Below are 26635 nucleotides of genomic sequence, written 5' to 3' on the forward strand. Positions count from 1 at the left end.
AAAAGTTGAAAAAACTGTTATTCAATAAAAAAAGATGCTGAAATAGCATCTGAATGTGAAGAAATAATTTTAACTTAGTTTTGTAACTGTTAATTCAATTGAATTTATACCATTGTCACAAGTTACAATACTTTGACGATTAAAACCACTATTATTTCTAAGTTGAAGAGTTGAATTAGCAGGCACTGTAACAATCGTTTCGCCAACGAGTTGAAGACATTCGTTATTTGATGAAGTATTCATTTGAATAGCGAAGTCACCTTGACTATTAGCAAGTGGATTGTTATTTAAAAATATAGTTATGACTGGGATATGTGGAAATACAGGATTTAAAGTAGTATTAATACTGGAAATGAACGAAACTCTATAATCACCAGCTTGTCTAAAGTGTATAGTAGTAGGATTTAGTAAGGAAACACCTCCTGCTAAAGGTCCAACGTGATTAAATGGAAAAGGATCTCCAAAAGGAACAGTTATAAATTCAGTTTGCCAAAAAGTTCCGTATGCAGGACAGCTTCGTTTATGTGAATGGTCACATGAACATTTTTTATTTGAACTGGAAGAAGATTTGCATGAGCATTTTTTATACGAGTTTGAAGAATGATAGTATGAACCCAAAATATTACCTCCTATTCTTAATAAATTTAAACCACATAGTAGTTTATGAAGATGAATCACAATTGGCGTGTATGCTTGTACTATAAAAGGAAATAGATTTGGAATATAAAGTGGTCAAATGATGAAGCGTAGTATTTGGGTATTACCTGTAACACCTTTTGAAGATGATAAGGTTTATAATTTGATAGAAAAATAAATGGAATTTCTAAATAGATTGAAGTAACGAGGAAACGTTTATCCCGCTATTTTCCGAGCAGTAAGACTCCCATCTCAAAATTCAGCGAAAGCAAAGAAGTTAGGTGGGGGATGAATTAAACCCCCACTCATTAAAATTTCACTTTACTATATTTATTTAGTCTGACAAAACAGAAATATTACCTTTAGCTGTATGGATGTTATCATTTGGTGAAGTTATAATATTTAGCTATATTTATATTAGGTTATTCAGTTTATTTTTTATTTGCGTAGCTGAGCAGGAAAAAGTCAGAAAATATAGAATAATATACATATGAAGCATCGTTTGTTTTTGGTGTGAATAGTAATTAAAGATACGCTAAAATATTTAAAATTGTAACGAAAGAGAGATTAAATAATAGAGGGAGCAACTTACATGGAAAATATATTAAAGGTATCTTCAAAATCAAGCCCAAATTCAGTCGCAGGTGCAATAGCAGGAGTACTAAGAACAAGTGGTAATGTGGAAATTCAAGCGATTGGGGCTGGAGCTATAAATCAAGCGATTAAAGCAATTGCGATTGCAAGAGGGTTCGTCGCTCCAAGTGGTATTGACTTAGCTTTTGTTCCAGCGTTTCAAGAGATTTCTATCAATAATGAAGAAAGAACAGCGATTAAATTAATTGTAGGCCCTAGAAAGAAAAGGTCTTAGTAGAAGAGAGCGTTACTATAAGGGAAAAAGGCCAATAGACTTCCCAGGTTAGATACGCTATTTTATGTAACCGATCCTTGGGTGTGGACACGGCATTATACCGGACTCATGTCTGTTAATTTCTCCTTAAATTTAGCGCGTGTTCTAGATACTTAAAAATGCCAAATCCTTTGTGATATAAGGGATTTGGCATTTTTGATGTTTTTAAAAATAAACAACCTTAAAACTGCTCATTTAGAAGATTTAGTTTTAGTAGCGGCCATTGAACGTTTTTATGACAGTTTACCTGATAAATGGTCTTTCTAATTCTTGCAGCTATAGACTGTTCGTGTTGGTATCTATTCAAGTCAATTTTATTACGCTCCATAACCTTTGTTTTAATTTGATTCAGTGTTCCTGCTCCATCTAGTTCGGTTAATATTGCTATAATTTCATCTAGCCATGAAGTGCTGTTGGACATACATATACCTCCTAATAAAACATGTGTACTTATTTTTATTTTAATCTTTTAAATTTATATATTCATATATTGATTCGACAAAATTAGCAAAATATAAATCTATTGATAATATTATTAAAGCGTTGAATGAGAGCTTTATTCTTTCTGAGGATGAGCAAGAGGAAGATATGTATCAGGCTAATATTGATTCGGATTTTAGTAAAGTAAAGATTGCAGAAGAAGAGAAACCGGAAAATCGAAAAAAAACTAAAATGGAATCTGGTAGGGAAGTATGGCCTCGTGATCCGAAAAAAGCTAAACAAGCTATTAAACAGGCAGAATTTAAATGTGAAATAGATGACACACATGAAACATTTGTATCGGAAGCCAGCCGAAAAAATTATATGGAGGCCCATCATCTAATACCGTTAAGAATGCAACATGATTTTGAAAATAGTTTAGATGTTGTTGGAAATATAGTTAGTATATGTCCGAACTGTCATAGGTTGATTCATTATGGAAGAGACAAAGATAAGAAAAAAGTTTTAGAACTTCTCTTTGAACAAAGAAAAGATTCTTTGAAGAAGTTCGGTATTGAGGTATCTCTCAAAGAGCTATTTGGATACTATGGAATTCTAAAATAAGAATATTCATAGCTATAGTGAAGGTAGAATGTTTCATACTTAAACATAGCTATTATTGTGATGGAAATTTAAATTTCGTCTTTTGAAAGTATCAATAATTTGTATTATTTTTATAGGGTTATATATTTTTCTTTTGTTCTGCTGTATAGCAGAGCTCTTTTTTTTGTCGTACAAAAGCCACCTATATATGTGAAGTGCACCCCAATTGTTAGGCTATGTCTAACAATTGGGGTGCACTTCAGTCCTGTCGGGCGGCTTCTTTTAATTTATATTCACCAATTCATCAAACTTAAACTTAGTATTCAAACCAAAGGCATCTGTACAATATATAGTTTTCGTCATCGGTTCAATATGTAATACATTTATGTACATGTCTTGCACCATTCCATCACGATAGTATGAGATATGTATTTCTTCTTCCTCGTGAAAAGATTGCATTAACGCTCTTTCTATTCGTTCCATAGTATCTTGTGTTAAAAAAGGTTTAGGTACTTTATATTGTTCCTCAAACATTCTATGTATTTCCTCGTATTGCTCCGGTATTGAAGCAAACGGATTCCATTTCACCATACCTCTTCCACGTACTACAGGAAAGCTGTTATATCCCATGATGTAATACCTCACTTTTGTTTTTTTAACTCCACTACAAACAAACATGTGTTCTTTTTTAAGGTTTGAAAAGGGACCATTTTGTTAACATGAATATTCAAAAATAATTTTTTAAGTTAGAATATTCAAAAACTTATTTATGCAAACAAGCATGTCATGATAACATTTAACAAAAGGGGGTAGAAGTAGATGAGTGTTGACATTATTTCTAAAGAAGAAATCACAAAATTATTAAACGAATGGTATCAAGCTATGATTTCACAACGTGTATTACAGTCTCAGAAAATAAAAGAAGATATTGCAAATAAAATCAATAATATTAAGGAAGATCAAACAATATTAGTCTACTACGCTTTATTGAATGCACGGTATAAACTGCTAATTCGGGATATGGATAGTACAAAAGATATTCTGGACAAAATCGAGCCTTTACCAGAGTCTACAGAAACATTTTTAGAGTACTATCATCATTTATTTAAAGCAATTTACGCTATTAATAAAGCAAACCATAGTGAAGCAAGAATGCAATTTGAAAAAGCTGAAACGTTTTTAGAATACATGCATGATGAAATTGAAAAAGCAGAATTTAATTATTGGCTTGCAGTCCATTACTATCACGTATTAAAACCGATCCTAGCAGTTCAATTTGCTACAAAGGCGAATGAAGTATTTTCAATTAGTCCAGGGTATGAATTAAAAACTGCAGCATGCTTAAATACTTTAGGAATGGCACACATTCGACTAAATGAATTCGAAAGTGCAGAGGAATATTTACTTTCAGCACTAGGTACCTTCCAAAAATCTAATGATGAACTTCTTATTAAACGAGTTAAGCATAATTTAGGACTTTTATACGCAAGTCAAAACATGCCAGAGTTAGCAATTAAACACTTAGAGGATTCATTAGAAAATAACGCTAAAACTATGTTTCTTTTAGCAAGAGAACATTTTAAGTTAGGTTATAGTCATATCGCTAATGAATATATTGAGAATGGCTATAAGATTAGCGACTTATGTTATCGTCATCATTTCCGAATTTTAAAAGCAGTACATAACTATGTACCGCAAGAAGAATTAGAAAATGTGGTTATAGAAGGTATTTCGTATTTTGAAAAAGAAGAATTATATGATTGGGTAAAAGAATATGCTTCTCTTTTAGGTGAAAGATTCTATGGTTCAGAAAATCACAGAAAAGCAAGCAAGTATTTGCACATCGCTTTAGATGCAGACAAAAAGAGCATAGAAAGAAGGGCGCTAAAATGAAAAAAGCAATCTTATTAATGATGATGTTATCCGCTGTTTTTACTTTTGGTCTTACTAATGTAAAAGACATACCACAAAACGAAGCAATTGAAGTGTTTATGGATCATGGAGAACATATTTAAAACCTAAGGAAGAGGGCGCTTATAGTGTCCTCTTTTTAATATCTATTATTTATATGATGAGGTTGCAGGTACGTCTTTTGGTTATTGTTTGATAAACGTAAGATGTTTCTAAAAATGTGTATACAAAGGTGTAATTTTGTACTGTATATGTTCACGTACTATATAAAAAAGTATGAAAATCTATAAAAATAATTATTTCAATAAAATTTGTTTTAGATATTAAAAAGTGCCAAAACCCTTGTGGTATAAGGGGTTTGGCACTTTTGTGTTTTTTATATTTTATCAAATAAACAATTCTAAAACTGTTCATTCTTCTCCCAAGATTCAACGATATAATGTGCGATCGTCGGATTGAAGCCTTTACCAACTAAAAACATAATCGCAGCAACTTCTGTTAATGCGTGTTCATGTGATGTATGTTTTGCTTCATTTAAACCGTAATCTACCCATGGTTTTACGAAATCTAGTACGGGTTTCTTGAAAGGTAAAAACTGTGTACCGACAACTTGTTGAATTTGTTGTTGTGTTGGTTCAGTAATTGGTCCAGGTGGTAAGATTTGTGGTTGTGTAATGTCTAGTGTTGGTCCAGGTGGTAAGATTTGTGGTTGAGTTGGATCTATTGTTGGTGGTTTAGGTGGTGAGACACGTGCGTCGTAGTTTGGTTGATACATTTGTTGTTGGTATTGCGGTTGTTGTGGTTGAGTTGTGTATGGGTTTTGTGGTGCTGCATATGGATTTTGTTGATATTGTTGTTCTTGGTTTTGTGGTGCTGCATATGGATTTTGTTGATATTGTTGTTCTTGGTTTTGTGGTATTACATATGGATTTTGAGGATATCGCTGTTCTTGATTTTGTGGTGCTGCATATGGATTTTGAGGATATTCATAATTTGGACGTGTGTCATATGGATTTTGTTGAAATTCAGTTTCTTGGTTTTGCGTTGTTGCATATGGGTTTTCGTCATATTGTGGTTCTTGCTGTTGTAACTCTTGTTCTTCGTATTGTTCTGTGTATCTCTGTTCTTGTTGTTGAGGATACAATGGTTGCCTTGGATAAGGCGGTTGATTATTATAGAACATGTTTATTCCTCCTTCATGATGATGCCTACCACCTAGTGTATGGGCGGACAAGAAAATATGTGATGAAAAAATGCGGGCGTGTTACAATAAGTAACTGGGTGAAGATAAAATGACAAAACAAGAAAAAATTCAAAAAACAATTACTTTTGTAAAACATATTTTAGAAAAAGATGCGAGTGGGCATGATTGGTATCATATTGAACGTGTACATAAAATGGCGATTTCTTTATCTGAGCAAGAAGGTGGAAATCGTTTTATAATTGAAATGGCAGCATTACTTCACGATGTGGCAGATGAAAAGCTAAATGAAAGTGAAGAAGCAGGAATGAAAAAAGTTTCTGATTGGTTAGAAGAGCTACGGGTTGAAGAAGAGGAAAGTAAACATATTCTTCATATCATCGCCAATATGTCTTATAAAGGTGGCCATGGCGGCACAGTAGAGTCACTTGAAGGGAAAATTGTTCAAGATGCGGATCGTTTAGATGCTCTTGGTGCAATAGGAATTGCTCGTACATTTGCATATGGTGGGGCGAAAGGGAGATTAATGTATGACCCAACTATTCCGCCGCGTGAAGAAATGACGAAAGAAGAGTATAGAAAAAATAATGATCCATCTTTAAATCATTTTTATGAAAAACTTTTGAAATTAAAAGATTTAATGAATACGAATGCAGCAAAACAAGAGGCTGAAATTCGTCATCGTTATATGGAACAGTTTATTGAACAATTTATGAAAGAGTGGAATGCACAAATATGAAAATGTTAACTGTGGAGAACTTATCAAAATCATATGGAGAAAAGCCGTTATTTGATGGATTATCATGTAGTATTACAGAAGGACAACGTGTCGGAATTATTGGTGTAAACGGAACTGGTAAATCGACATTATTAAAAATTATTGCAGGATTAGAAACTCCTGATACAGGTGATATGACGCATTCACGTGGGTATACAATTAGTTATTTATCACAGCAACCAGAGTTTGATGAGAAACTGACAGTATTAGAGCAAGTGTTCCATGGTGATACACCTTTAATTCGTCTTCTTCGTGATTATGAAAAAGCACTATTAAATATTGAAAAAGATCCAAGTAATGAAAAAGTACAGGAACAATTATTTGCAGTGCAGCAACGTATGGATGCAATGAGTGCATGGGAAGCAAATGCAAATGCGAAATCTCTTTTAACGAAATTAGGAATTACGGACTTCACTGCAATTGTTGGGAATTTATCTGGTGGACAGAAAAAACGTATCGCAATGGCACAATGTTTTATTGAAACACCGGATCTATTAATTTTAGACGAGCCTACGAACCATCTTGACCATGAGACAGTTGAATGGTTAGAAGAATATTTAGCGAGATATACAGGTTCGGTATTACTTGTAACCCATGATCGTTATTTCTTAGATCGTGTGACGAATCGTATTTTTGAATTAGATAATGGTAAACTATATAGCTACGAAGGAAACTATAGTACATTTTTAGAAGCGAAAGCACTTCGTGAAGAGCAAGAATTGGCACAAGAATCGAAACGCCAAAATTTATATCGTCGTGAACTTGCTTGGATTCGTCGTGGTGCAAAAGCCCGTTCTACGAAACAAAAGGCACGTATTCAGCGTTTTGATGAGCTAAAGGCACAAGAAGGACCAGCTGCAAAACAGTCAGTTGATATTGCACTAAGCGGAAGTCGTCTAGGAAAGAAAGTACTTGAGTTAAAAGATGTAACGAAAAAATTTGGCGATAAGACGGTATTACATAATTTTAATCATATTGTGAAACCGGGCGATCGTATCGGAATTATTGGGGCGAATGGAAGCGGGAAATCTTCCCTATTAAATATGCTTGCAGGTAAGTTATCTCCTGATAGTGGTGAAGTGGAAGTAGGACAAACTGTAAAAGTTGCTTATTATACGCAAGAAAATGAAGAGATGAATTTAAATCAGCGTATGATTGAATACATTAAAGAGATTGCAGAAGTTATTCATACGACAGATGGAAAAGTAATTGGTGCATCTCAAATGTTAGAACGTTTCTTATTCCCGACGCATTCACATGGTACACCACTTGGTAAACTATCTGGTGGTGAAAGAAGACGTTTATATTTATTACGTATTTTAATGGGAGAACCAAACGTACTTTTACTTGATGAACCTACGAATGATCTAGATACACAAACATTAACAGTACTAGAAGATTATTTAGAAGATTTCCCAGGTGTCGTTTTAACTGTATCGCATGACCGTTACTTCTTAGATAAAGTAGTAGATGAACTGTTCATCTTTACTGGCGGAGGCGAAGTGCGTGAATTCCTAGGTAGTTATACAGATTATTTAGAAATGGAAAAAACGAGAGAACTTATGGAGAAAGCGGAAGTTCAAAAAGAGAAAAAAGTAGTAGAAGAAGCTCCAAAACAACAACGTAAACGTAAACTTTCATATAATGAGCAGCGTGAATGGGAAACGATTGAAGATACAATTGCCGAACTTGAAGAGAAAATTGAGTCAATTGGAGAAGAACTTGCGAAAGTTGGATCTGACTTCACAAAGGCACAGGAATTATCTGAAGCACAGCAGAAAACAGAAGAAGAGCTAGAAAAACAGATGGAAAGATGGAGTGAACTATCAGACATCGTTGAAGGATTAAAATAAAAACAAGCTGCATATATTGAAAAGTAAAGAGAAAAACTTTACACTATTGGTAGAACCTATTTTAGGAGGGAAAAAATGAGAACATCTAATCCAATGTTGAAAAAAGAGGCATTCCGTAAAGAGGGAGCAAGCGCTTCTGCGATGACGATTGGCGGAACAGTAGGCAAAACGTTCATTATGCTTATCTTGCTACTTGCAACGTCTGTCTATTCATACATACAGATGATGCAGGGGACGATGAAGATGCCAGTATTAATTGGTGCTTTAATCGTTGCGGCAATCATCGCATTTGCGTCTATGTTCTTCCCGCGCATTTCACCTTTTGGTGCACCAATCTATGCAGCGGTAGAAGGCGTTGTGTTAGGAAGTATTTCAGCAGTTTATACAATGAAATTTGGCGATTCTATCGTTTTAAATGCTGTATTACTAACAATCTCAATTCTATTTGCAATGTTAGTGTTATATGCAACACGCGTAGTAAAAGTAACGGATAAATTCCGTACAGGCGTGATGGCAGCAACACTTGGAATTATGGTTATGTATTTAGTCGTATTCCTACTAAATATGTTTGGCGTAACTGTTCCATACATTCACCAAGGTGGTACAATCGGTATTATTATTAGTGCAGTTGTTATTGTAGTTGCTGCATTAAACTTATTACTAGATTTCGATTTAATCGAAAATGGTGTACGTAGTCAAGCTCCGAAATATATGGAGTGGTATACTGCGATGGGACTAATGCTTACATTAGTATGGTTATACTTAGAAATTCTTCGTTTCGTTTCTTACTTTACGAAAAATGACTAATAAAAAAATCCTGCATGAAAAATGCAGGATTTTTTTATTTTCAAAGATATATTGAATGTATGGTATAATATGGATGATAGCAACTTGAAGTGAAGGAGATGGAATATGATGAAAGAGAAGAAAGGGATTATGAAAAAGCTATTTTCTAAAAGTTTTTTCATAGAACTAGATGATGCTTTAACGTATCCATCATCAAAAGTTATTACTTCAGCGATTGAAGGATATGCAACTGAATGCAATGAAAGACTAAAATTTGAGAGTAAAGTTAAACCGATTACTTTCTACTTAGAAAATGTAATGTACCGTGCTGAAATAAAGATGGCTCGCGGAGGATATTACATATCTTGTACTGAAGTGTAATAAATTTTGAAACTATACATGTTTGAACTATGTATGGTTTCTTTTTTTGTTTTGTAAGGTCCAAAATAATACTTTCTACTTACGGATATATCATTTTGTGCTTTTTACCATTCAAACATTTCTCCTTACAATGAAGAAAAACATGTGAGGTGGTATAACTTATGATGAATCGAGTTGTATTAATCGGTAGATTGACAAAGGAGCCAGAATTATACTACACAAAACAAGGTGTCGCTTATGCACGAATATGTGTTGCGGTGAATAGAGGATTTCGAAATAGTTTAGGTGAACAACAAGTCGATTTTATTAATTGTGTCGTTTGGCGCAAATCGGCTGAGAATGTAGCTGAATATTGTAAGAAGGGGTCGCTCGTTGGGATTACAGGGCGTATTCAGACTAGTAATTACGATGATGAACAAGGCAAGAGAATATATAGAACTGAAGTTGTGATTGAGAGTATTACCTTTTTGGAGAGAAGGCGGGAGGGGGCATCGTAATAAAAGGTGATTTTAAGTAATAGCTTCGGAAAAAATTGTGGAAAGTATTTTAATAAACTTAAAGAGGGGATACCGCCAGCTTTTTTGAAAAAACAAGTAAAGAGTATACAAAATTTTATAACGTTTTTTGGCTAATCCAGTAACAAACGAGAACCATAAAACCCATCACAGGATAGGAATGTATAAAAAGATGAATCGAGTGATAGAAAATAAAAAAAGGGATTCCTTCTGAGAGTAAGGAATCCTCCTTTTTGTTGCAACCGATAATAGGACGTTATGTTAATTAGAAATGTATACGATATTCATAAAATCCGAACTGTTCAATTTGTTAAAAAAAACTATAGTTGAAATTCTTTCTTTATAATTTCAGCTACTTCTGTAGCATTTAAATTCGTATTATTGATCCTTATATAATTTTTCTCTGTAATTTCTCCTTCTCTTGAATTTAATCTAAAATTTTCAAATGTGCTTAATAAATTTTGTTCAGATTGTTCAATCTTTCTTTTCGTTGGCTTATGTTCAAGTCGATGAGGTGTTTTATTTCGTTGAAGTCTTTCTTCTACATCAGCTTCTAATTCAACAAAATAAATATCAACCCCTTGGGAACGAAAAATATTACATATACTTTCAACATCATCCCAATCTTTCTTTTCATTAAACGCCCATACGTATGTAAAAATCATTCCATAATGTTCACTCTTTGAAAATGATTGAAATATTTCCTTTCGGAAAAGATGGGTTAATCGCCACATTTCCGAAGAGAATCCATACAATGGCTCCAATAAATCAATTGTCATATGGTTATGAAATAATTTTAAATCAGTCATCTTTGCTAGTTCTTGTCCAACTGTCATTTTCCCAACTGCTTGTGGCCCAAATATCAAAACAAACTTTTTCATCGAATTCCCTCCAAAAAATAATAAGACATTAATTATAAAATAAGAGATTCTGTAAATGTATCACAATCAAAATATTTTGTAGAATCTATATACTTTTCTGCCTTTTGTATTTATAAAAATAGTTGTCTTCCAATAACGAAAATTATGTAAATAAGCTATCCATATGGATAGCTTATTATATTTTTTTGTTTAGCGTGTTTTTTTCAAAAATAATGGCGATGCCTCAAGAAATGGATAAAAAATAAAAATCATCGGAAACGAAAGCTTTTAAAATCCCGTTCCTAATTTAAAATGTAAAAAGAATGAAATAGTATGGTAGCGGGAAGAAAGTAGTAAAATTAAGCATCCGAGTAGGAGTATAGAGTGATAACATGTTACAATACAGCTAAGAACATGCAATAAAGGAGAGTTTTTTACGTGAAGATTAAAGCAATTGAACCGACGCCAAGTCCAAACACAATGAAAGTTATTTTGAATGAAGTATTACCATCAGGAGCACGTAATAATTATACAAATGAAAATAAAGAACAAGCACCAATGCAAGTGCAAGAAATTTTGAAAATTGAAGGCATTAAAGGTGTATATCATGTAGCCGACTTTTTAGCAGTGGAGCGAAATGCGAAGTATGACTGGAAAGTTTTATTACAACAAGTTCGTGCTGTTTTCGGCGAAGAAGTAGTGGAAGAAAGTGAAGAACAACAACTTGCTCATTTTGGAGAAGTGAAAGTGTTTGTTCAAATGTTCTTTACAATTCCAATGCAAGTAAAGTTAACAGATGGAACGACGGAAGAACGTGTTGGTTTACCTGATCGTTTTAAAGAATCAATTATGAAAGTGCAAATGTCTGCACCAAATGTTGTAAAAGAGCGTAAATGGGTGGAACAAAGTACACGTTACGGTAACTTTGAAGAAATCGGGAAAGAAGTAGTAGAAGAGATTGTTGCTGCTTATTCAGAAGAACGTGTAAATGAAACGGTTAAAGAATTATTAAATCAAGCAGGTGCTGTTGAAGTAACGATTCAAAAGCGTGAGCCATATAAAGTAACAGAAGAGATGATGAAAGATTCTGACTGGAAAAACCGTTTTGCAGCATTAGAACAAATGGATCCTACTGAAGAAGATATTCCAGTGTTGAAGATGGCGTTAGATGATGAAAAAGTTTCAATACGCCGCTTAGCAACAGCGTATTTAGGTATGGTAAAAGGTGATGAAGTATTACCGTTATTATATAAAGCGTTGTTAGATCGCTCTGTAAGTGTTCGCCGTACTGCAGGAGATTGTTTATCAGATGTAGGTGATCCGGCAGCGATGTTCGTTATGATTAAATCTCTGAAAGATCCAAGTAAATTAGTACGCTGGCGTGCAGCGATGTTCTTATTTGAACTTGGAGATGAAAGTGCGATTCCAGCATTAAAAGCAGCGCAAGATGATCCAGAGTTTGAAGTAGCGATGCAAGCACGTCTAGCATTAGAGCGTATTGAAGGCGGAGAAGAAGCAAAAGGTTCTGTATGGAAACAAATGACGGAGTCACGTAAAGGGGAATAATGTATGATTGTTTTCTATGATAGTTGGTGTCCGATGTGTACGGCCGTTGCAGAACGTACGAAAAAATTAGATAAAAAGGGTAAGATGAAATTTGTTTCATTTCGAAATGAAGATGTAGTTGAGAAGTATGAGCTTTCTCAAGAACTACAAAGTAAGATGGAACAAAGATTGTATATTTTTAAAAATAATAAGTGGTATGACGGCATTCATAGCATACATGTATTAGCAAAGGCCGTTCCATCTTATTGGTTTGCAGTTCCTTTTATAAAGCTATCTATCGTACTTGGTTTTGGAAGTAAAGTATACGATTATATCGCTAATAATAGAAAACTTGTTCCAGTGGGACATTGCCGCGGTGGGGTTTGTGAAATCCCTACAAAAAAATGAAATCATCGTTATCTTTCTTTTGCACCTATTAATAGAGCGTGATATGATGAATTTGGAATGAAAGTTGAAGGAGAGATTACAAGATGTCAAATGCTTATGAAGAATACATGCGCCAAATGGTAATCCCAATGCGCCAAGAGTTAGTGCGTTCTGGGTTTGAAGAGTTAACTACAGAAGAAGCTGTAACAGAATTTATGGAAAATACATCAGGTACAACTTTAGTAGTTGTAAACTCTGTTTGTGGTTGTGCAGCTGGTTTAGCACGTCCATCAGCAGGTCAAGCGGTTGTTCGTGCTGAAAAACAACCTGATCATCTTGTAACTGTATTCGCAGGTCAAGATAAAGATGCTACTGCAAAAATGCGTGAATACTTCGGAGAAATTCCTCCATCTTCACCATCTATGGCATTATTAAAAGGAAAAGAAGTTGTTCACTTCATTCACCGTCATGAAATTGAAGGTGCAACTATGGACGAAATTATTACGAACTTAGAACAAGCTTTCGAAAAGAATTGCTAAAGAAGGGGGAGAGTAAATCTCCCTCTTTTCTTTATATAGAGGTGAAACAATGATCGTAACAACAGCAGGAAGAACGAATAGAGAAATGACAGATTATGCAAAGCAGGTAGCCGCAGAATTAAATCGTTCATTCGTTAAACGTAATGACATACCAGTACATAAGCTGCATGAGCAGTATGAACAAGATGTGCTTGTCGTAGGGAAGAACCGATTAGCTATTTATCCAAAAGGTACGGAAGAATCGTTTTTCTTTCATCCGAACTCAGCGATGTTTCGTGTGAAAAGGTTAATGCGTGGAGAACACGATCCGTTTGTACAAGCCACGCAATTAGAGAGAGGAATGACAGTGTTAGATTGTACGCTCGGGATGGCATCAGATAGTATTGTAGCTAGTTATGTTGTTGGTGAAAGCGGAAAAGTAACAGGACTTGAAGGCAATGAGTATATGGCTTATATTATGGAAAATGGTTTGAAAACATGGTCTTCATCCGTTTCTGAAATTGATGAAGCAATGCAAAGAATTCAAGTAAAGCAAACGGAGCATTTTTCATTTTTAGCGCAATGTGAAGACAATAGTTACGATGTCGTTTACCTTGATCCGATGTTTGAAGAAACTGTCATAGAATCCGACGGAATTAAAGGATTAAAACACTTCGCTTTGTATCATGATATTACTGACGAAACAATTGCGGAGGCAAAACGAGTGGCGAGAAAACGTGTCGTTTTAAAAGATCATTTTCGTAGTTCTAGATTTGAAAAACACAATTTTTATGTATACAAAAGAAAAAGTGCTAAGTTTCACTTTGGTGTAATTGACCCTTGCTAATTGTTTGAAAAGATGTATAATAAGCAATAATTAATTAAATATACTGTCTGTGATGAAGAGAGTAGTCTTTTTTAGAAGGAAAGCGAGCTAGGGATGGTGTGAGCCTAGTACGGAAGAAAAAGATGAAGCGCACTTCGGAGATGCTTCTTGAACGAATAGTAGAGAAAGCCGAGGCCCCCTGTCCTCGTTATAAACGGGAAAGTGGTTCGTAACGAACAACAAGGGTGGTACCACGGGTTAAAACTCGTCTCTTTTTTAGAGACGAGTTTTTTGTGTTTTAAAAAATAAGGAGGTTGTATCATGGATTATAAAATGCAGTTTGCGGAAAGTTTATCTAATATTTTCACGAATGAATTAACGCAAAAACAAATTTTAGATTTAATTGAAACACCGAAACAAGATGAATTTGGAGATGCAGCGTTCCCATGCTTTTCATTAGCGAAGCAATATAAAAAAGCACCAGCTCTTATCGCAAAGGAAGTTGCTGAGAAATTAAATAATCCGTTTTTTACGAAAGTAGAAGCCGTTGGTCCTTATGTAAATGTATTTTTCAATCGTGAAACTGTAAGTGATGCAGTATTAAAAACAGTTTTAGCGGAGAAAGAAGAGTTCGGTCAAAACCACTTTGGCTGTGAAAAAACAGTAGTAATTGATTATTCCTCTCCTAATATCGCGAAACCTTTTTCGATGGGGCATTTACGTTCTACAATGATAGGAAATTCGCTGAAACATATCGCTGAAAAATGTGGATATGAAGTTGTAGGGATTAATTATATAGGAGATTGGGGAACACAGTTTGGAAAGTTAATTACGGCTTATAAAAAATGGGGAAATGAAGCAGTAGTTAAAGAAGATCCAATACGTGAGCTATTTAAGTTATATGTCCAATTCCATGAAGAGGTAAAAGACGACGAAGAACTAGAAGAAGAAGGACGTGCTTGGTTTAAGAAATTAGAAGAAGGTGATGAAGAAGCGGTAGAGCTTTGGAATTGGTTCCGTCATGAGTCCCTTAAAGAATTTTCTCGCATTTATGAACTTCTCGGTGTAGAATTTACTAATTTTCAGGGAGAAGCATTTTATAATAATTTAATGGAAGATTTTATTGGGATTTTAGAAGAACATGAGTTGCTTGAAGAATCAGAAGGTGCATTAGTCGTTAATTTAGAAGAAGAAGGAATGCCGCCTTGCTTAATTAGAAAATCAGATGGTGCGACGATTTATGCAACGCGTGACTTAACGGCAGCTTTATATCGTCAAAACACTTATGGGTTTGATAAAGCGCTATATGTTGTTGGTCCAGAACAAAGCTTACATTTCAATCAATTTTTCACCGTATTAAAAAAACTTGGCTATACTTGGGTTGATGGTATGGAACACGTACCGTTTGGCTTCATTTTAAAAGATGGTAAGAAAATGTCGACACGTAAAGGAAGAGTTATTTTACTTGAAGAAGTACTCGAAGAAGCAATCGAACTTGCAAAACAAAATATTGAAGAGAAAAATCCAAACTTAAAACAGAAAGAAGAAGTAGCAAAGCAAGTCGGTGTTGGTGCAGTCATCTTCCACGATTTAAAAAATGAGCGTATGCACAATATCGAATTCTCATTAGAAAACATGCTGAAATTTGAAGGAGAAACAGGACCTTACGTACAGTACACACATGCACGTGCTTGTTCTATTTTAAGAAAAGAAAGTGTAGAATTTGAAACATGTACATTTGCTTTAAAAGACGATCATAGCTGGAGTGTCGTAAAATTACTAAATAAATTCCCGCAAATAATTGAAGCAGCTTTCAATAAAAATGAGCCATCTATTATTTCGAAATATATATTAGATGTAGCACAATCATTCAATAAATATTACGGTAATGTTCGTATATTAGAAGAGAGCAAAGAAAAAGACGGCAGACTCGCATTGGTTTATGCTGTGACGGTTGTATTAAAAGAAGGATTACGTTTACTTGGGGTGGAGGCACCTGAGGAGATGTAACATAGTAGTAAACTGACAAACTGGGTCTAGTATAAACCTGGTTTGTTTTTTTATTGGATATATATTTTTTTTGCAAAATCAATTAAAATCTTTTTAGAGAGGGTGATTCATATTGATTCGAACTTTTATTTTACAAATTCCTTGTCATAGAAGATTAGATAGGAGTTTTTTTAAACTACAAAAGTACATACCTTTATGTGCGCGTTGTACAGGCATGCTTATTGGTATTTTAATGTTTCCAATTTATTTTTATATGACACCTTCATTTCTTTTGGCAATCATACTATCATTTTTCGCTCAAATTCCGTTACTTATCGATGGGTTCACCCAAAAGTGGAAATGGAGAAGTAGCTCAAATTTGCTAAGAATAACTACTGGTGTATTAAGCGGTAATGGTATGGGATTATTCATTTCCTCTAGTGTTATATGGATATTAACTTAAGATATATAGTAATGGAGGTATTTACATAGATGTTCTGGATTTATTTAATTCTAATTTTTATTTCAGGCGGAAGTGGAATTGGTTTTATGATTCAAAATAAGTATACAGAAGCAATAATAGCTTTTGTTATTTGTATACTATTGTTTGGGCTACTGTATTATTATCTTAAAAGAAACAAAAGAAAGAGAAAAGCAGATTGTGATGATTTAGACTGTACGGATTGTTTTGATTGTGATTGTACTTGTTAAATTTTTCTTCCAAATAAAAAGCTAGTGTATTAGTAAAAATACACTAGCTTTTTTGCTTTGAAATTTTAAGAAAAGTGTAGGAATACGGCTATTATATAGAGAACTTTAGTTTTGTATATAAAAGGAGGCGGGAAAATAATCTGTTTTGAACCACATTGGATTTCTAATATGGCTTCTTATTTACTAGAGGGGGAGAAACAATCGGAATTTATTCAGCTAGGTGTTTTGCAGAAATTATTTGAAAGTGATACGCAAAGAAATGGTAAAGATGGCAAAATAGGCATGAAAATACCGATATATTTAAGTGAATTAGGTGTGAAAAATATTGAATGTAGAGTAAGCGATAAAGTGAACTTTTTAGATTCAAATATGCATCACAATGATAAAAACGATTTGTATCAATCATTAAAAGAAGAGGGGATTGCAGGTGATCCGGGTGATAAGCAACAATTTGTAGAACGTTTAATAGCCAGAGGATTAACATATGATAATGCGCTAGCTCAATATGAAGCTGAACTACGATTTTTTAAAATATTTCATGTGTATTCTTCTTTTGTATACGCTCCCAATATGAAAATTACATTTGGTGACATAGTTTGTTAAAAGGTATGATGTATAAGGCTTGTCGTTTAATGTCGATAAGTCGATATTCGACATATAATCGCTGATATATGTTAAGAATCGGTCGATATAATTTGAAAATCGCCGATAAAATGAAAGAATCGCTGATATATTTGAATTATCGCCGATATAATTTTATGTACTAATTTCAGCTTCTACAAGATTAAAACCGCATGTTACATTATTCCATATAATTAAACAAAATACGGAGAAAAACAATCATTTTTACTATATTTTGTTATAAATTTGAATAATATTAATTAATAACATCTATTATAAGAGATTTTAGTTGAATACATACTATATGGTGTGTAAAATCTAAGCAAGTAGCAGTTTAAATATAAATTCGAGGTGAATGCATGCTAGATTTTAAGCAGTTAGAAACTTGTTTAAAAGACAAGAGATTTGTAGATGGATTACAGGAAATAAATAATGAAATTGCATATATAAAAGAAACGAATACTTTATCCTATGTGAAGAATTGGCTTGCCAATATTCCTTCGCATAAGGAGTTCGATATATTAATTCGCCTTACTGATGAAGGGCTTATGCACCAATACAGTTCATTCCTCATTCGTTACGCTTATAAAAAATTCCCAAATATGAGAACGCTCTCTTTATATTGTGATGAGTTAATTGATGAGCGGAAAATTCTTGAAGCAGAGCAGTTGTTAAAATCTTCTTTAGAAGAGTTAAGTAAAGAAGAAATAGATGCAGATTTTTTAGCGAAAACATATTTTACGTTAGTACGATGTCTTTTAGAAATGAAACGAAACGAAGAAGCGTTAATGTATATGCAAAAAGCAGAGGAGTACAGTGCACGCGCAGTGTTTGATAAATGGGGCTACGTTTATATGCATACAGGTGAATGGGAGAAAGCGGAAGAACAATTTATTGCTGGCATGCAGCATGAAGATTGTGAAGAGTTATCTACCTATTTATTATCACAATTGTATGCGAATAAAGGAGAACAAAAACGCGCGATACAGTTAATCGATGATGCGATTGTAAAATTCCCACAAGTACCATATTTTCATTTTGAGAAGATAAAGTATTTATTAGATTTAGAGCAATATGAAGAGATGTTAGCGGTAATAGATAACATAAATACTCAGCTGCCATATCATGCCTATAATACTTACTTTGTACATTTACGTGCAGAAGCGCTGTACAAAATGAATAAATTTGCAGATTTACAAAAACTATTAAAAGAAGAAAAGAGTTTAAAAGAATCTTTATATCATAATTTAGAAAAAAATCCGGATGGAAAAAAGGTTCACTTGCCGATAGTTCCTATTGTACAAAAGGATAATTATTGTGTTCCGACAAGCTTAGAGATGATGTTGCGTATATGGGGAGAGAAACGTACACAAGATGAAATAGCAGAGTTTATTTTTGATATGACAGGTTCGAAGTTTTCAGATACTGTTTCTTATTTAGAAGAATTAGGTTATGAATATCGTTATTTTAAAGGGAATGAAGAGAATTATAAGAGACTGATTGACGAAGGAATTCCTGTTTTATTAAGTATAGATATTGAGCATGCTTCACACGTACAAGTTCTATCTGGATATGATGATACATTGCAAGCTTTCTATGTTCAAGATCCAAACTTTATAGAACCAGTTCTTGTGGAATATAGTAAATTACAAGAAAAATATCGTTATACAGGCTGTTTAGCAATCACGTTTGTTCCGAAAGAAAAGAAGGAGCAACTAGCGTTTCTAAGTGAAGAAGAAGATCGTTATTTTAAATCTATTTTTTCTCTTACGGATCATTTAGATGAACATGACAAAGAGGGAATTAGTAACTTAGTACAATTTTTAAAAGAAACGAGTGATAATCCAAATACGTGGTTATATACGATAAAGCACTTAGATGTTGAAGTAGATAAAGAATTTATTTTATATTGTATCGATAAGTTAATGGAAAAGTTTCCGAACTCGGACTTTGTTAAATTGCATGGTGCACAGTGTTTTATTCGTCTTCAGGAAGTAGAGAAAGCGGAGCAAATGCTGACAAGCGTTGAGAAGAAAAATAATCGTGCTTTATATCATTTAATAAACGGAAGATATGCGTTTGAACAGGAAAGTTATCTAGAAGCGATTTCAAGCTTTCGTTCATCGTTACAATTAGACGCAGATCAGCCTATTGCTTGGAGTTTTCTCGCTTTATCCTATATGTATATTGATCAATCTGAAAAAGCATTGCAATACTCTCAAGTTGCGTTAGAGCGTAGTCCTGAAAGGTTCACTTTAACAAATCACGGTTTAATATTAATAGATTTAGAAAGATATGAAGAAGCATATGAAATCTTTAATGACTTGTTAAAAGAGTATAAATATGAAGCGCATGTATGGTATGAACGAGCGAGATGTGCACATCAACTAGGGAAATTATATTTAGCAATAAAAGGGCTTAAAGTAGCGATTCATTTGGATAGTAATGCACCTTACATTTATACGAAACTTTCGGAAATATACGAATCTGATTTGAAGGATGAGGAAAGTGCGAAAGAAATTTTATTAAACGGTATTGAGAATTGTGATGATAAAGCACCTCTTTACGTAAAATTAGGTGACTATCATTTTCAAAATGATAGCTTGGAAGAAGCAGAAGTATTGTATAAGCGTGCTTTAGAAGAAAATGATGAGGATGTTTATTCTCACTTCGGACTTACACAAGTTTATATGGCAAGAGAACAATATAAGGAAGCAAAAGAATATATTCTTGGTCTTGAGAAGCAAATTGAAAAGAGCCAAGATTTCCTCATGAATGCAGGAATGGTTTTATGGGATGCTGAAATTGAACTTGGTGGAAATGAAGAAGGATTTAAAGTAGCGCTATCTAAGTTAGAAAATGGTATAAAGAAAAGTGATTATAATGTAGCAAGTGCGTTAGATGAATATGTGAATCGAATTAAAGGAACGGAATTTGTACAACGAGGTATAGCATTTTTAAGAACGTTACACAAAGAAAGAAATGAAGTAAGTGAGTACGGTTGTTATGCAGGTATTTTGTATGAATCTATTGGACAGTACGGCCAAGCGATGAAAAGATATAATAAGGCGATAGAACAAATGGAAACGGCATTACCGTATTACCGAATTGGCGAAACACTTATGGCATTAGGGCAATTGACGGAAGCAAAGCAGGCGTATGAAACATGTTTAGAGCTTGATGGGAATTTCGTAGGTGTACATTTACAGCTTGCGGAAATATACGAAAAAGAAGAAAACCGTTCTAAAGAACAAAGTCATATGGTTCAGGCGATGAAAGAAGAGCCGTTGCATATTAATATGGAATATTTGGCACAGCTTTCAGTAGAAATGAACCTTCAGGAAGAATTGCTGATTGAACTAGAACAATTAGCGGACGAAGTACCTGAAATATGGCGTTTAGATGCGATTGCATATGTGTACGGAGCGATGAATGAAACAGATAAAGAACAAGCACAGATTGAATACGCGCTACAATTAGATGGTGAGCATATAGAAGTACTATATCATTATGCAAAAGTATTAGTGAAAAAAAGAAATGTAAAAGCAATTGAAGTTGCAATGAAAGTAATACAAAAAGATTTTGATAATGAACGTATATTTGATGTTTATGTAAAAGCAGTAGAGCAACATAAAAAATTGTCTAACATACGAGATTTTCTTCATACATTAAAGGTGAAAAAAGCAGAAAGAAGTGCAGCATTCATGTATGCTGCAGCTGCGGTTACGGAAATATGGATTGAACGCCAGCTGCATGAACAGCCGAAACGATCTATCATTACGAGAGCTTTTTATCGTATGAAAAATCGTGCGAAAGAAATTTCAATGGTTACTATGATAATTGATTTATATGAAATCTCTTTAAAGTTAAATCCGAAAAATAGTATGGCAGCACAGCGATTTGCGCTATTTTATGAGAATGTAGAGATGAATAAAGAAGCAATAGAGATTCTGCACACGTCACTAGAAAATAAATGGGATTATGACGTAGCGAAGCAACTTGTAAATCTTTTCGTTGAGTGCGAGGAAGAAGATATGTTAAGAGATGCTTTGGAATTAACGAAACAAATGGTTCGAGAACTACCAGATGATTATGATACTCTTCTTCTGCAAGCACAAGTATTCTTTAAAGCAGGGGAAGAAAGAAAAGCAGAAAAGATTATCTTACAATTAACCGAGCAAACACCGTTTGTAAGTAGAGCATTTCTTGCTTTAGGAGAAATATATCAAAGTCAAGAAAGGTTTGAAGAGGCAATTCAAGTATTAGAAAATGCTTCTATACATCATCCAAATGAAACAGTAATTCTTCTTTCTTTAGCGTCTTCATATCATGGTGTCGGCCAAACACTAAAGGCAGAAAAAATAACAAATGAAGTATTAACAATGGATGCAAGTGATTTGTTAGCAAGATATGATCGTGCTTGTTATTTAGCACAGTTAAATAGAAATGAAGAGGCGAAGGAAGAGCTTGAAATTGTCCTTCGTGAGGATGACTCGGGATTCTTTGTTGAACTTATTGAGGATGATGAAAATTTAGCAGCATTGCGAGAATTTGAAAAGTAATTGTATAAGAATAGGGGAAAAAGATAAGGATATATTTTGAATTAGTTGACAATTAGTTGCTAAATGGCATAAAATAACTTTTAACAAAGTATACAAATCTGAAGACGAGAAAGAGTAAAATAGTGAGCTGTTCTCCAGAGAGCCGGTATATTGCTGAAAGCCGGTGTGCAGACGTTATTTGAAAATCATCTCCGAGGAGCTGAGGCTGAAAGTAAGTAAGCCCGGACGGATGTCTACCGTTACAAAGAACACGTATGATAGTACGTTGCTAAGTGCTATTAGTGAAAAAGCTAATAGAATTAGGGTGGTATCGCGGGTAAACCCGTCCCTACTTTATAGGGACGGGTTTTTTGTGTGCTTTAAAATATTCAAAGGAGTGATTGTATATGGAAAAAGTAGATGTAAAAGAATCAGCTGTAGGAAGAGAAATGCGAATTCGCAAACAGTGGAACGAACAAAATATTTTCGAACAATCAATTCAGAATCGAGAAGGCGCACAGTCTTTCGTATTTTATGAAGGACCACCAACGGCGAACGGACTACCGCATGTAGGTCATGCACTTGGACGAACAATTAAAGACTTAGTAGCAAGATATAAAACGATGGCTGGTTATAAAGTGTTAAGAAAAGCGGGATGGGATACACATGGTTTACCTGTAGAATTAGGCGTTGAGAAGCAACTTGGTATTTCTGGTAAACATGAGATCGAAGAATATGGCATTGAACCATTTATTCAAAAGTGTAAAGAGAGTGTTTTCACATATGAGAAGCAGTGGCGTGAATTCACTGAAAGTATTGGTTATTGGGTAGATATGGATGATCCATATGTAACTTTAAAGAATCCATATATCGAAAGTGTATGGCATATTTTGGGGACAATCCATGAAAAAGGATTGTTATATAAAGGACATAGAGTTTCACCATACTGCCCAAGCTGCCAAACCTCATTGAGCTCACATGAGGTTGCACAAGGGTATAAAACAGTAAAAGATTTAAGTGCAACTGTGAAGTTTAAAGTGAAAGATAGTGAAAATGAGTATTTCTTAGGTTGGACCACAACACCTTGGACACTTCCAGCAAACGTTGCGCTTGCTGTCCATCCAAATATGGAATACGTTAAAGCAAAACAAGAAAGTCATGTATACATTGTTGCGAAAGAACGTGTACAAGAAGTATTAAAAGAGAACTATGAAGTATTATCTGTTCATAAAGGCGAAGAATTATTAAACACATCTTATACAGCGCCATTTCCGATGAAAGAAGTTACAAATGGTTACCGCGTTATTGCAGCAGATTTTGTAACGGGAGATAGTGGTACAGGACTTGTTCATATTGCTCCAGCATATGGAGAGGACGATTATAGAGTCGTTCAAAGTGAAGGATTGTCATTCTTGCACGTTGTAGATGAAAAAGGTGAGTATACAGAAGCGGTACCATTTTTGAAAGGGAGATTTGTAAAAGATTGTGACGTGGATATCGTTCGTTATTTAGCGAAGGAAGGTTTACTGTATCATAAAGAAAAATATGAACATAGCTATCCGCATTGCTGGCGTTGTGATTCACCACTACTTTATTATGCAGGAGAAAGTTGGTTAATCCGAACAACTGCAATTAAAGATACATTTTTACAAAATAATGATTCTGTTACTTGGTATCCGGATCATATGAAACATGGACGTTTTGGTAAGTTTTTAGAAAATATGGTGGACTGGAATATTAGCCGAAATAGATATTGGGGAACACCATTAAACGTGTGGGAATGTGAAAGTTGTAATCATCAGTTCGCACCGAAGAGCATTGCCGAATTAAGAAAGCATAGTACGAAAGAAACACCGGAAGATTTGGAATTGCATAAGCCGTATGTAGATGAAGTGCAAGTCTGCTGCGAGAAATGCGGAGGAACAATGAATCGTACACCAGAAGTAATTGATGTTTGGTTTGATAGTGGTTCTATGCCATTTGCACAATATCATTACCCATTTGAAAATAAAGAGTTATTTGAAGAGCAGTTTCCAGCGGATGTTATTGCAGAAGGAATTGATCAAACACGCGGCTGGTTTTATAGTTTATTAGCAGTATCAGCACTATATACAGGAAAAGTACCGTATAAACGAGTGTTATCACTAGGGCATGTTTTAGATGAAGAAGGGCAGAAAATGTCTAAAAGCAAAGGAAATGCACTAGACCCAGTTGATTTAGTAGATAAATTTGGTGCAGATGCGCTAAGATGGGCTTTACTTGTTGATAGTGCCCCGTGGAATGCGAAGCGTTTTTCTGAAAGAACAGTACTGGAAGCGAAATCTAAATTTGTAGATACATTAGTCAATGTGTATAGCTTCTACGTTTTATATGCAAATTTAGATGAGTATAATCCGAAAGAAACGTATGATGTAAAGCTTACGAAATTAGACGAATGGGTATTATCAAGATTGCATAGTACAACGAAAAAAGTGAGAACGGCACTTGATGATTATCAATTTACGAATGCAGCTCGTGAAATTGCAGCACTTGTAGATGAAGTGAGTAACTGGTATGTAAGACGCTCACGTAATCGTTTCTGGGAATCTGGTATGAACGCTGAGAAAGCAGCTGCGTATGAGACACTTCATGAAGTACTTGTAACAATTAGTAAATTAATTGCACCATTTACACCATTTGTCGCGGAAGACATTCATCTGAATTTAGAAGGAAGCAGCGTTCATTTAGCCGATTATCCAGTTGTAAATGAATCACTACTTCAGCCGAAATTAGAAGCGGAAATGGATGCTGTTTTACAAGTTGTTGAACTTGGAAGAAGTAACCGTAATCAGCATTCTTTAAAAGTAAAACAGCCGCTAGCAGAACTTGTATTACTTGAGCATAACGAGAATGATATGGATTGGGAATCTTATCGTGATATCGTTATGGATGAGTTAAATGTAAAAGCGTTCCATGTTGAACTCGATGAAACAAAATACACATCATATCAATTGAAGCTTAATTTTAAAACAGCGGGGCCGAAGTTCGGTAAAAATGTGAATGCAGTGAATGGTTGGCTAAAACAATTATCACAAGAAGAAGTGCAAAACTTTGTATCAACAGGAAGAGCAGTTTACGAAGCAACACCAGGAGAAGAAGTAGTTGTAACTGCTGAAGATGTGTTAGTTGAGAAAGTTGCAAAATCAGGATTCTCTAATACGACTAACGGACAATATACAGTTATGTTAGATACGAATGTAACGGAAGAATTGTTGCAAGAAGGAGTAGCGCGTGAATTCATTCGTGCGGTTCAAGAATATCGTAAACAGTTGAATTTACCAGTTAATTTACGAGTCGATGTTATTCTTGATACAGAAGTAGAGCTACAGCGAACGTTAACGAACCATAAAGATTTATTGGAAGAAAACTTACTCGTTAAACAATTTACATTTGGTCACTTAACGAACGAAGACGATGAACTTTCTTTAGGTGAAACAAAACTTAGAATTAAATTAAGTGCAGCTAATTAAAGAAAAAAGGAAGTTGGAATGATTCCAACTTCCTTTTTGTATGATGGAAATTTATCCGGCTAATTTCCTCATAATCCATTCGATAGGACCTCTAGAAAATTTCTTTCTCCATAACACACTAATTAAAATGCTGAAAATGAAAAATGCAGTAGCAAATAATAAAACGAATAGTAGTGATTGATTTTCCATTCTATTTAATAGAATTAATGTCCCAATACCGATAAATACATGACTGACATAATGAGTTAATGTTAATTGTCCTGTTTGCACAATGGAAGTGACAAACCAATTATTTCTATATTTTTCAGCGATATAGAGGCAAATGATTAATATAGCAATAGAGGATCCTGTAGCAGATAAAATATATAATACATTTGGTAAGATGGGTCCTGTATTAAATAAAAATGTGGCGGTCTCTCTGCCGATGTATGGAATAAAAAAGTGTGTAAGTCCTTTTGATAAAAGTTCTGTCAATATTGTGATTGTAATACCGAGTAAGAGTAATCTTTTTTTTATTTTTTTATTATGAAGATCTAACCTGCCAATTAACATACCGATTAAGAAGAACGAGAACCAAGGGAAAATAGGGTGATAGCCATTAAAGAATAAGTTGCGAAGAAAACCCTTTATTGTCCAGAAGTCTACATAATTTATAAATGGAGTTGGACCTACCCAACCCTCGAAAGTATTGAAAGTAAGCTGAAGAGATTGTGCGAACAATAAAATAATGATAGAAAGAAAAAGTAATAGTTTTTTGCGTACTGTCATGAGTAATGCAGCAACGAAAAGGTAAGCACCATAGTAGTGTAATATATCCCCAGTCCACTCCATTACATATAGTAGTAATCCTAAAATAAATAAGAAAAGTGATCGTTTCCATATGGTCTTTCGGCTATTAGAAATTTTTATTTGTTCATTGCTAGCAACGGCTGACCTAGTCATTAAAGTTATACCGATGCCAGCAAGTATAACAAACAAAGCAGAGGCTCTACCTTCAAATAGTGACATGAAGGTTATTAAAAAAGGGGGACCATTTCCTTCTGCACCTGTTATCACCATGAAATTAACAAGTAGCATACCAAACATCGCCCAAGCTCTAGCAAAATCTAAGCCGATAATGCGTTTTTTTGTATTCAC

The 26635-nt window shown here is 34.3% G+C and carries 24 protein-coding genes, 1 pseudogene and 2 other annotated features; of the genes and pseudogenes, 19 read left to right on the forward strand and 6 right to left on the reverse strand.

The window, feature by feature from the left end; translation table 11 throughout:
• Positions 1–69: 69 nt before the first annotated feature.
• Entirely contained in the window at positions 70–618 is a 549-nt protein-coding gene (locus tag HFD78_RS14265) for a hypothetical protein (RefSeq protein WP_000536152.1), read from the reverse strand.
• A gap of 610 nt (positions 619–1228) precedes the next feature.
• Here HFD78_RS14265 and HFD78_RS14270 point away from each other — a divergent pair.
• Positions 1229–1504, forward strand: coding sequence for a stage V sporulation protein S (locus tag HFD78_RS14270; RefSeq protein ID WP_000427801.1), 276 nt, complete (start codon positions 1229–1231; stop codon positions 1502–1504).
• A gap of 220 nt (positions 1505–1724) precedes the next feature.
• Here the strand turns inward: HFD78_RS14270 and HFD78_RS14275 are convergent, their stop codons facing one another.
• Positions 1725–1964: a hypothetical protein gene (locus tag HFD78_RS14275; protein WP_000071987.1), complete on the reverse strand. Its 240-nt coding sequence runs from the start codon at positions 1962–1964 to the stop codon at positions 1725–1727.
• 167 nt (positions 1965–2131) lie between these two features.
• On the opposite strand from HFD78_RS14275, the gene HFD78_RS14280 reads away from it, so the two are divergent.
• Entirely contained in the window at positions 2132–2587 is a 456-nt protein-coding gene (locus HFD78_RS14280; RefSeq protein WP_000283853.1) for an HNH endonuclease, read from the forward strand.
• 261 nt (positions 2588–2848) lie between these two features.
• Here the strand turns inward: HFD78_RS14280 and HFD78_RS14285 are convergent, their stop codons facing one another.
• The gene (locus HFD78_RS14285) at positions 2849–3196 is read right to left on the reverse strand and encodes a YolD-like family protein (RefSeq protein ID WP_000541073.1); all 348 of its coding nucleotides are present in this window, start codon (positions 3194–3196) and stop codon (positions 2849–2851) included.
• Positions 3197–3385: 189 nt separating this feature from the next.
• Between HFD78_RS14285 and HFD78_RS14290 the strand changes: the two genes are divergently transcribed.
• Together HFD78_RS14290 and HFD78_RS14295 are read left to right on the forward strand one after the other, a co-directional pair.
• The gene (locus HFD78_RS14290) at positions 3386–4459 is read left to right on the forward strand and encodes a response regulator aspartate phosphatase (protein WP_000109862.1); all 1074 of its coding nucleotides are present in this window, start codon (positions 3386–3388) and stop codon (positions 4457–4459) included.
• Positions 4456–4581, forward strand: a complete 126-nt coding sequence (locus tag HFD78_RS14295; protein WP_000709202.1) for a hypothetical protein — start codon at positions 4456–4458, stop codon at positions 4579–4581. The genes HFD78_RS14290 and HFD78_RS14295 overlap by 4 nt, the downstream gene beginning before the upstream one ends.
• A gap of 296 nt (positions 4582–4877) precedes the next feature.
• On the opposite strand, the gene HFD78_RS14300 is transcribed toward HFD78_RS14295, so the two are convergent.
• Positions 4878–5660, reverse strand: a complete 783-nt coding sequence (locus tag HFD78_RS14300) for a hypothetical protein (RefSeq protein ID WP_000499720.1) — start codon at positions 5658–5660, stop codon at positions 4878–4880.
• 109 nt (positions 5661–5769) lie between these two features.
• On the opposite strand from HFD78_RS14300, the gene HFD78_RS14305 reads away from it, so the two are divergent.
• The 5 genes from HFD78_RS14305 (at position 5770) to HFD78_RS14325 (ending at position 9973) form a co-directional block, all read left to right on the forward strand.
• Positions 5770–6417, forward strand: a complete 648-nt coding sequence (locus HFD78_RS14305; RefSeq protein WP_000165966.1) for an HD domain-containing protein — start codon at positions 5770–5772, stop codon at positions 6415–6417.
• Positions 6414–8309, forward strand: coding sequence for an ABC-F family ATP-binding cassette domain-containing protein (locus tag HFD78_RS14310; protein ID WP_000783170.1), 1896 nt, complete (start codon positions 6414–6416; stop codon positions 8307–8309). The genes HFD78_RS14305 and HFD78_RS14310 overlap by 4 nt, the downstream gene beginning before the upstream one ends.
• A 75-nt stretch (positions 8310–8384) precedes the next feature.
• On the forward strand, positions 8385–9116 hold the full coding sequence (locus HFD78_RS14315) for a Bax inhibitor-1/YccA family protein (RefSeq protein WP_001260655.1): 732 nt from the start codon (positions 8385–8387) through the stop codon (positions 9114–9116).
• A gap of 105 nt (positions 9117–9221) precedes the next feature.
• The gene (locus HFD78_RS14320) at positions 9222–9476 is read left to right on the forward strand and encodes a DUF4318 domain-containing protein (RefSeq protein WP_000975128.1); all 255 of its coding nucleotides are present in this window, start codon (positions 9222–9224) and stop codon (positions 9474–9476) included.
• Positions 9477–9637: 161 nt separating this feature from the next.
• Positions 9638–9973 (forward strand): single-stranded DNA-binding protein, encoded by a 336-nt coding sequence (locus tag HFD78_RS14325; protein ID WP_000982014.1) that lies wholly within the window; start codon positions 9638–9640, stop codon positions 9971–9973.
• A 338-nt stretch (positions 9974–10311) separates the two neighbouring features.
• On the opposite strand, the gene HFD78_RS14330 is transcribed toward HFD78_RS14325, so the two are convergent.
• The gene (locus tag HFD78_RS14330) at positions 10312–10872 is read right to left on the reverse strand and encodes an AAA family ATPase (RefSeq protein ID WP_000714950.1); all 561 of its coding nucleotides are present in this window, start codon (positions 10870–10872) and stop codon (positions 10312–10314) included.
• 417 nt (positions 10873–11289) lie between these two features.
• On the opposite strand from HFD78_RS14330, the gene HFD78_RS14335 reads away from it, so the two are divergent.
• From HFD78_RS14335 to ileS, 10 genes and pseudogenes are all read left to right on the forward strand, one after another.
• Entirely contained in the window at positions 11290–12417 is a 1128-nt protein-coding gene (locus tag HFD78_RS14335; RefSeq protein WP_000692580.1) for a conserved virulence factor C family protein, read from the forward strand.
• Between the two features lie 3 nt (positions 12418–12420).
• A complete protein-coding gene (locus tag HFD78_RS14340) occupies positions 12421–12804 on the forward strand; it encodes a thiol-disulfide oxidoreductase DCC family protein (protein WP_000634882.1) in 384 nt (127 codons plus the stop codon).
• Positions 12805–12887: 83 nt separating this feature from the next.
• Positions 12888–13322: a BrxA/BrxB family bacilliredoxin gene (locus HFD78_RS14345; RefSeq protein WP_000063706.1), complete on the forward strand. Its 435-nt coding sequence runs from the start codon at positions 12888–12890 to the stop codon at positions 13320–13322.
• Between the two features lie 49 nt (positions 13323–13371).
• The gene (locus HFD78_RS14350) at positions 13372–14148 is read left to right on the forward strand and encodes a class I SAM-dependent methyltransferase (RefSeq protein WP_000637476.1); all 777 of its coding nucleotides are present in this window, start codon (positions 13372–13374) and stop codon (positions 14146–14148) included.
• A gap of 40 nt (positions 14149–14188) precedes the next feature.
• Positions 14189–14403: a binding site (T-box leader), on the forward strand.
• 45 nt (positions 14404–14448) lie between these two features.
• The gene (gene argS / locus HFD78_RS14355) at positions 14449–16137 is read left to right on the forward strand and encodes an arginine--tRNA ligase (protein WP_000384922.1); all 1689 of its coding nucleotides are present in this window, start codon (positions 14449–14451) and stop codon (positions 16135–16137) included.
• Between the two features lie 112 nt (positions 16138–16249).
• Positions 16250–16579, forward strand: a complete 330-nt coding sequence (locus tag HFD78_RS14360; protein WP_000621476.1) for a DUF2085 domain-containing protein — start codon at positions 16250–16252, stop codon at positions 16577–16579.
• A gap of 29 nt (positions 16580–16608) precedes the next feature.
• Positions 16609–16827: a hypothetical protein gene (locus HFD78_RS14365; RefSeq protein WP_000498601.1), complete on the forward strand. Its 219-nt coding sequence runs from the start codon at positions 16609–16611 to the stop codon at positions 16825–16827.
• 117 nt (positions 16828–16944) lie between these two features.
• Positions 16945–17430, forward strand: a pseudogene (locus tag HFD78_RS14370) (class I SAM-dependent methyltransferase); the annotation flags it as partial.
• Positions 17431–17807: 377 nt separating this feature from the next.
• Entirely contained in the window at positions 17808–22010 is a 4203-nt protein-coding gene (locus HFD78_RS14375; protein ID WP_000883843.1) for a bacteriocin-processing peptidase family protein, read from the forward strand.
• A gap of 92 nt (positions 22011–22102) precedes the next feature.
• Positions 22103–22343 (forward strand) — a binding site (T-box leader).
• A gap of 53 nt (positions 22344–22396) precedes the next feature.
• Positions 22397–25498, forward strand: coding sequence for an isoleucine--tRNA ligase (gene ileS, locus HFD78_RS14380; protein ID WP_000416540.1), 3102 nt, complete (start codon positions 22397–22399; stop codon positions 25496–25498).
• A gap of 51 nt (positions 25499–25549) precedes the next feature.
• On the opposite strand, the gene HFD78_RS14385 is transcribed toward ileS, so the two are convergent.
• Positions 25550–26635 (reverse strand): DUF418 domain-containing protein, encoded by a 1086-nt coding sequence (locus HFD78_RS14385; protein ID WP_001093121.1) that lies wholly within the window; start codon positions 26633–26635, stop codon positions 25550–25552.

The organism is Bacillus sp. EKM501B (genome assembly GCF_011800505.1).
GTDB classification, from domain to species: Bacteria; Bacillota; Bacilli; order Bacillales; family Bacillaceae_G; genus Bacillus_A; species Bacillus_A cereus.

Coding starts and splice junctions, on each gene's coding strand:
- HFD78_RS14300 (WP_000499720.1), bottom strand. CDS start 5,660: ATGTTCTATAATAATCAACCGCCTTATCCAAGGCAACCATTGTATCCT.
- HFD78_RS14375 (WP_000883843.1), top strand. CDS start 17,808: ATGCTAGATTTTAAGCAGTTAGAAACTTGTTTAAAAGACAAGAGATTT.
- HFD78_RS14290 (WP_000109862.1), top strand. CDS start 3,386: ATGAGTGTTGACATTATTTCTAAAGAAGAAATCACAAAATTATTAAAC.
- HFD78_RS14345 (WP_000063706.1), top strand. CDS start 12,888: ATGTCAAATGCTTATGAAGAATACATGCGCCAAATGGTAATCCCAATG.
- HFD78_RS14285 (WP_000541073.1), bottom strand. CDS start 3,196: ATGGGATATAACAGCTTTCCTGTAGTACGTGGAAGAGGTATGGTGAAA.
- HFD78_RS14320 (WP_000975128.1), top strand. CDS start 9,222: ATGATGAAAGAGAAGAAAGGGATTATGAAAAAGCTATTTTCTAAAAGT.
- HFD78_RS14270 (WP_000427801.1), top strand. CDS start 1,229: ATGGAAAATATATTAAAGGTATCTTCAAAATCAAGCCCAAATTCAGTC.
- HFD78_RS14325 (WP_000982014.1), top strand. CDS start 9,638: ATGATGAATCGAGTTGTATTAATCGGTAGATTGACAAAGGAGCCAGAA.
- HFD78_RS14315 (WP_001260655.1), top strand. CDS start 8,385: ATGAGAACATCTAATCCAATGTTGAAAAAAGAGGCATTCCGTAAAGAG.
- HFD78_RS14275 (WP_000071987.1), bottom strand. CDS start 1,964: ATGTCCAACAGCACTTCATGGCTAGATGAAATTATAGCAATATTAACC.
- HFD78_RS14350 (WP_000637476.1), top strand. CDS start 13,372: ATGATCGTAACAACAGCAGGAAGAACGAATAGAGAAATGACAGATTAT.
- HFD78_RS14280 (WP_000283853.1), top strand. CDS start 2,132: ATGTATCAGGCTAATATTGATTCGGATTTTAGTAAAGTAAAGATTGCA.
- HFD78_RS14295 (WP_000709202.1), top strand. CDS start 4,456: ATGAAAAAAGCAATCTTATTAATGATGATGTTATCCGCTGTTTTTACT.
- HFD78_RS14340 (WP_000634882.1), top strand. CDS start 12,421: ATGATTGTTTTCTATGATAGTTGGTGTCCGATGTGTACGGCCGTTGCA.
- ileS (WP_000416540.1), top strand. CDS start 22,397: ATGGAAAAAGTAGATGTAAAAGAATCAGCTGTAGGAAGAGAAATGCGA.
- HFD78_RS14310 (WP_000783170.1), top strand. CDS start 6,414: ATGAAAATGTTAACTGTGGAGAACTTATCAAAATCATATGGAGAAAAG.
- argS (WP_000384922.1), top strand. CDS start 14,449: ATGGATTATAAAATGCAGTTTGCGGAAAGTTTATCTAATATTTTCACG.
- HFD78_RS14330 (WP_000714950.1), bottom strand. CDS start 10,872: ATGAAAAAGTTTGTTTTGATATTTGGGCCACAAGCAGTTGGGAAAATG.
- HFD78_RS14305 (WP_000165966.1), top strand. CDS start 5,770: ATGACAAAACAAGAAAAAATTCAAAAAACAATTACTTTTGTAAAACAT.
- HFD78_RS14365 (WP_000498601.1), top strand. CDS start 16,609: ATGTTCTGGATTTATTTAATTCTAATTTTTATTTCAGGCGGAAGTGGA.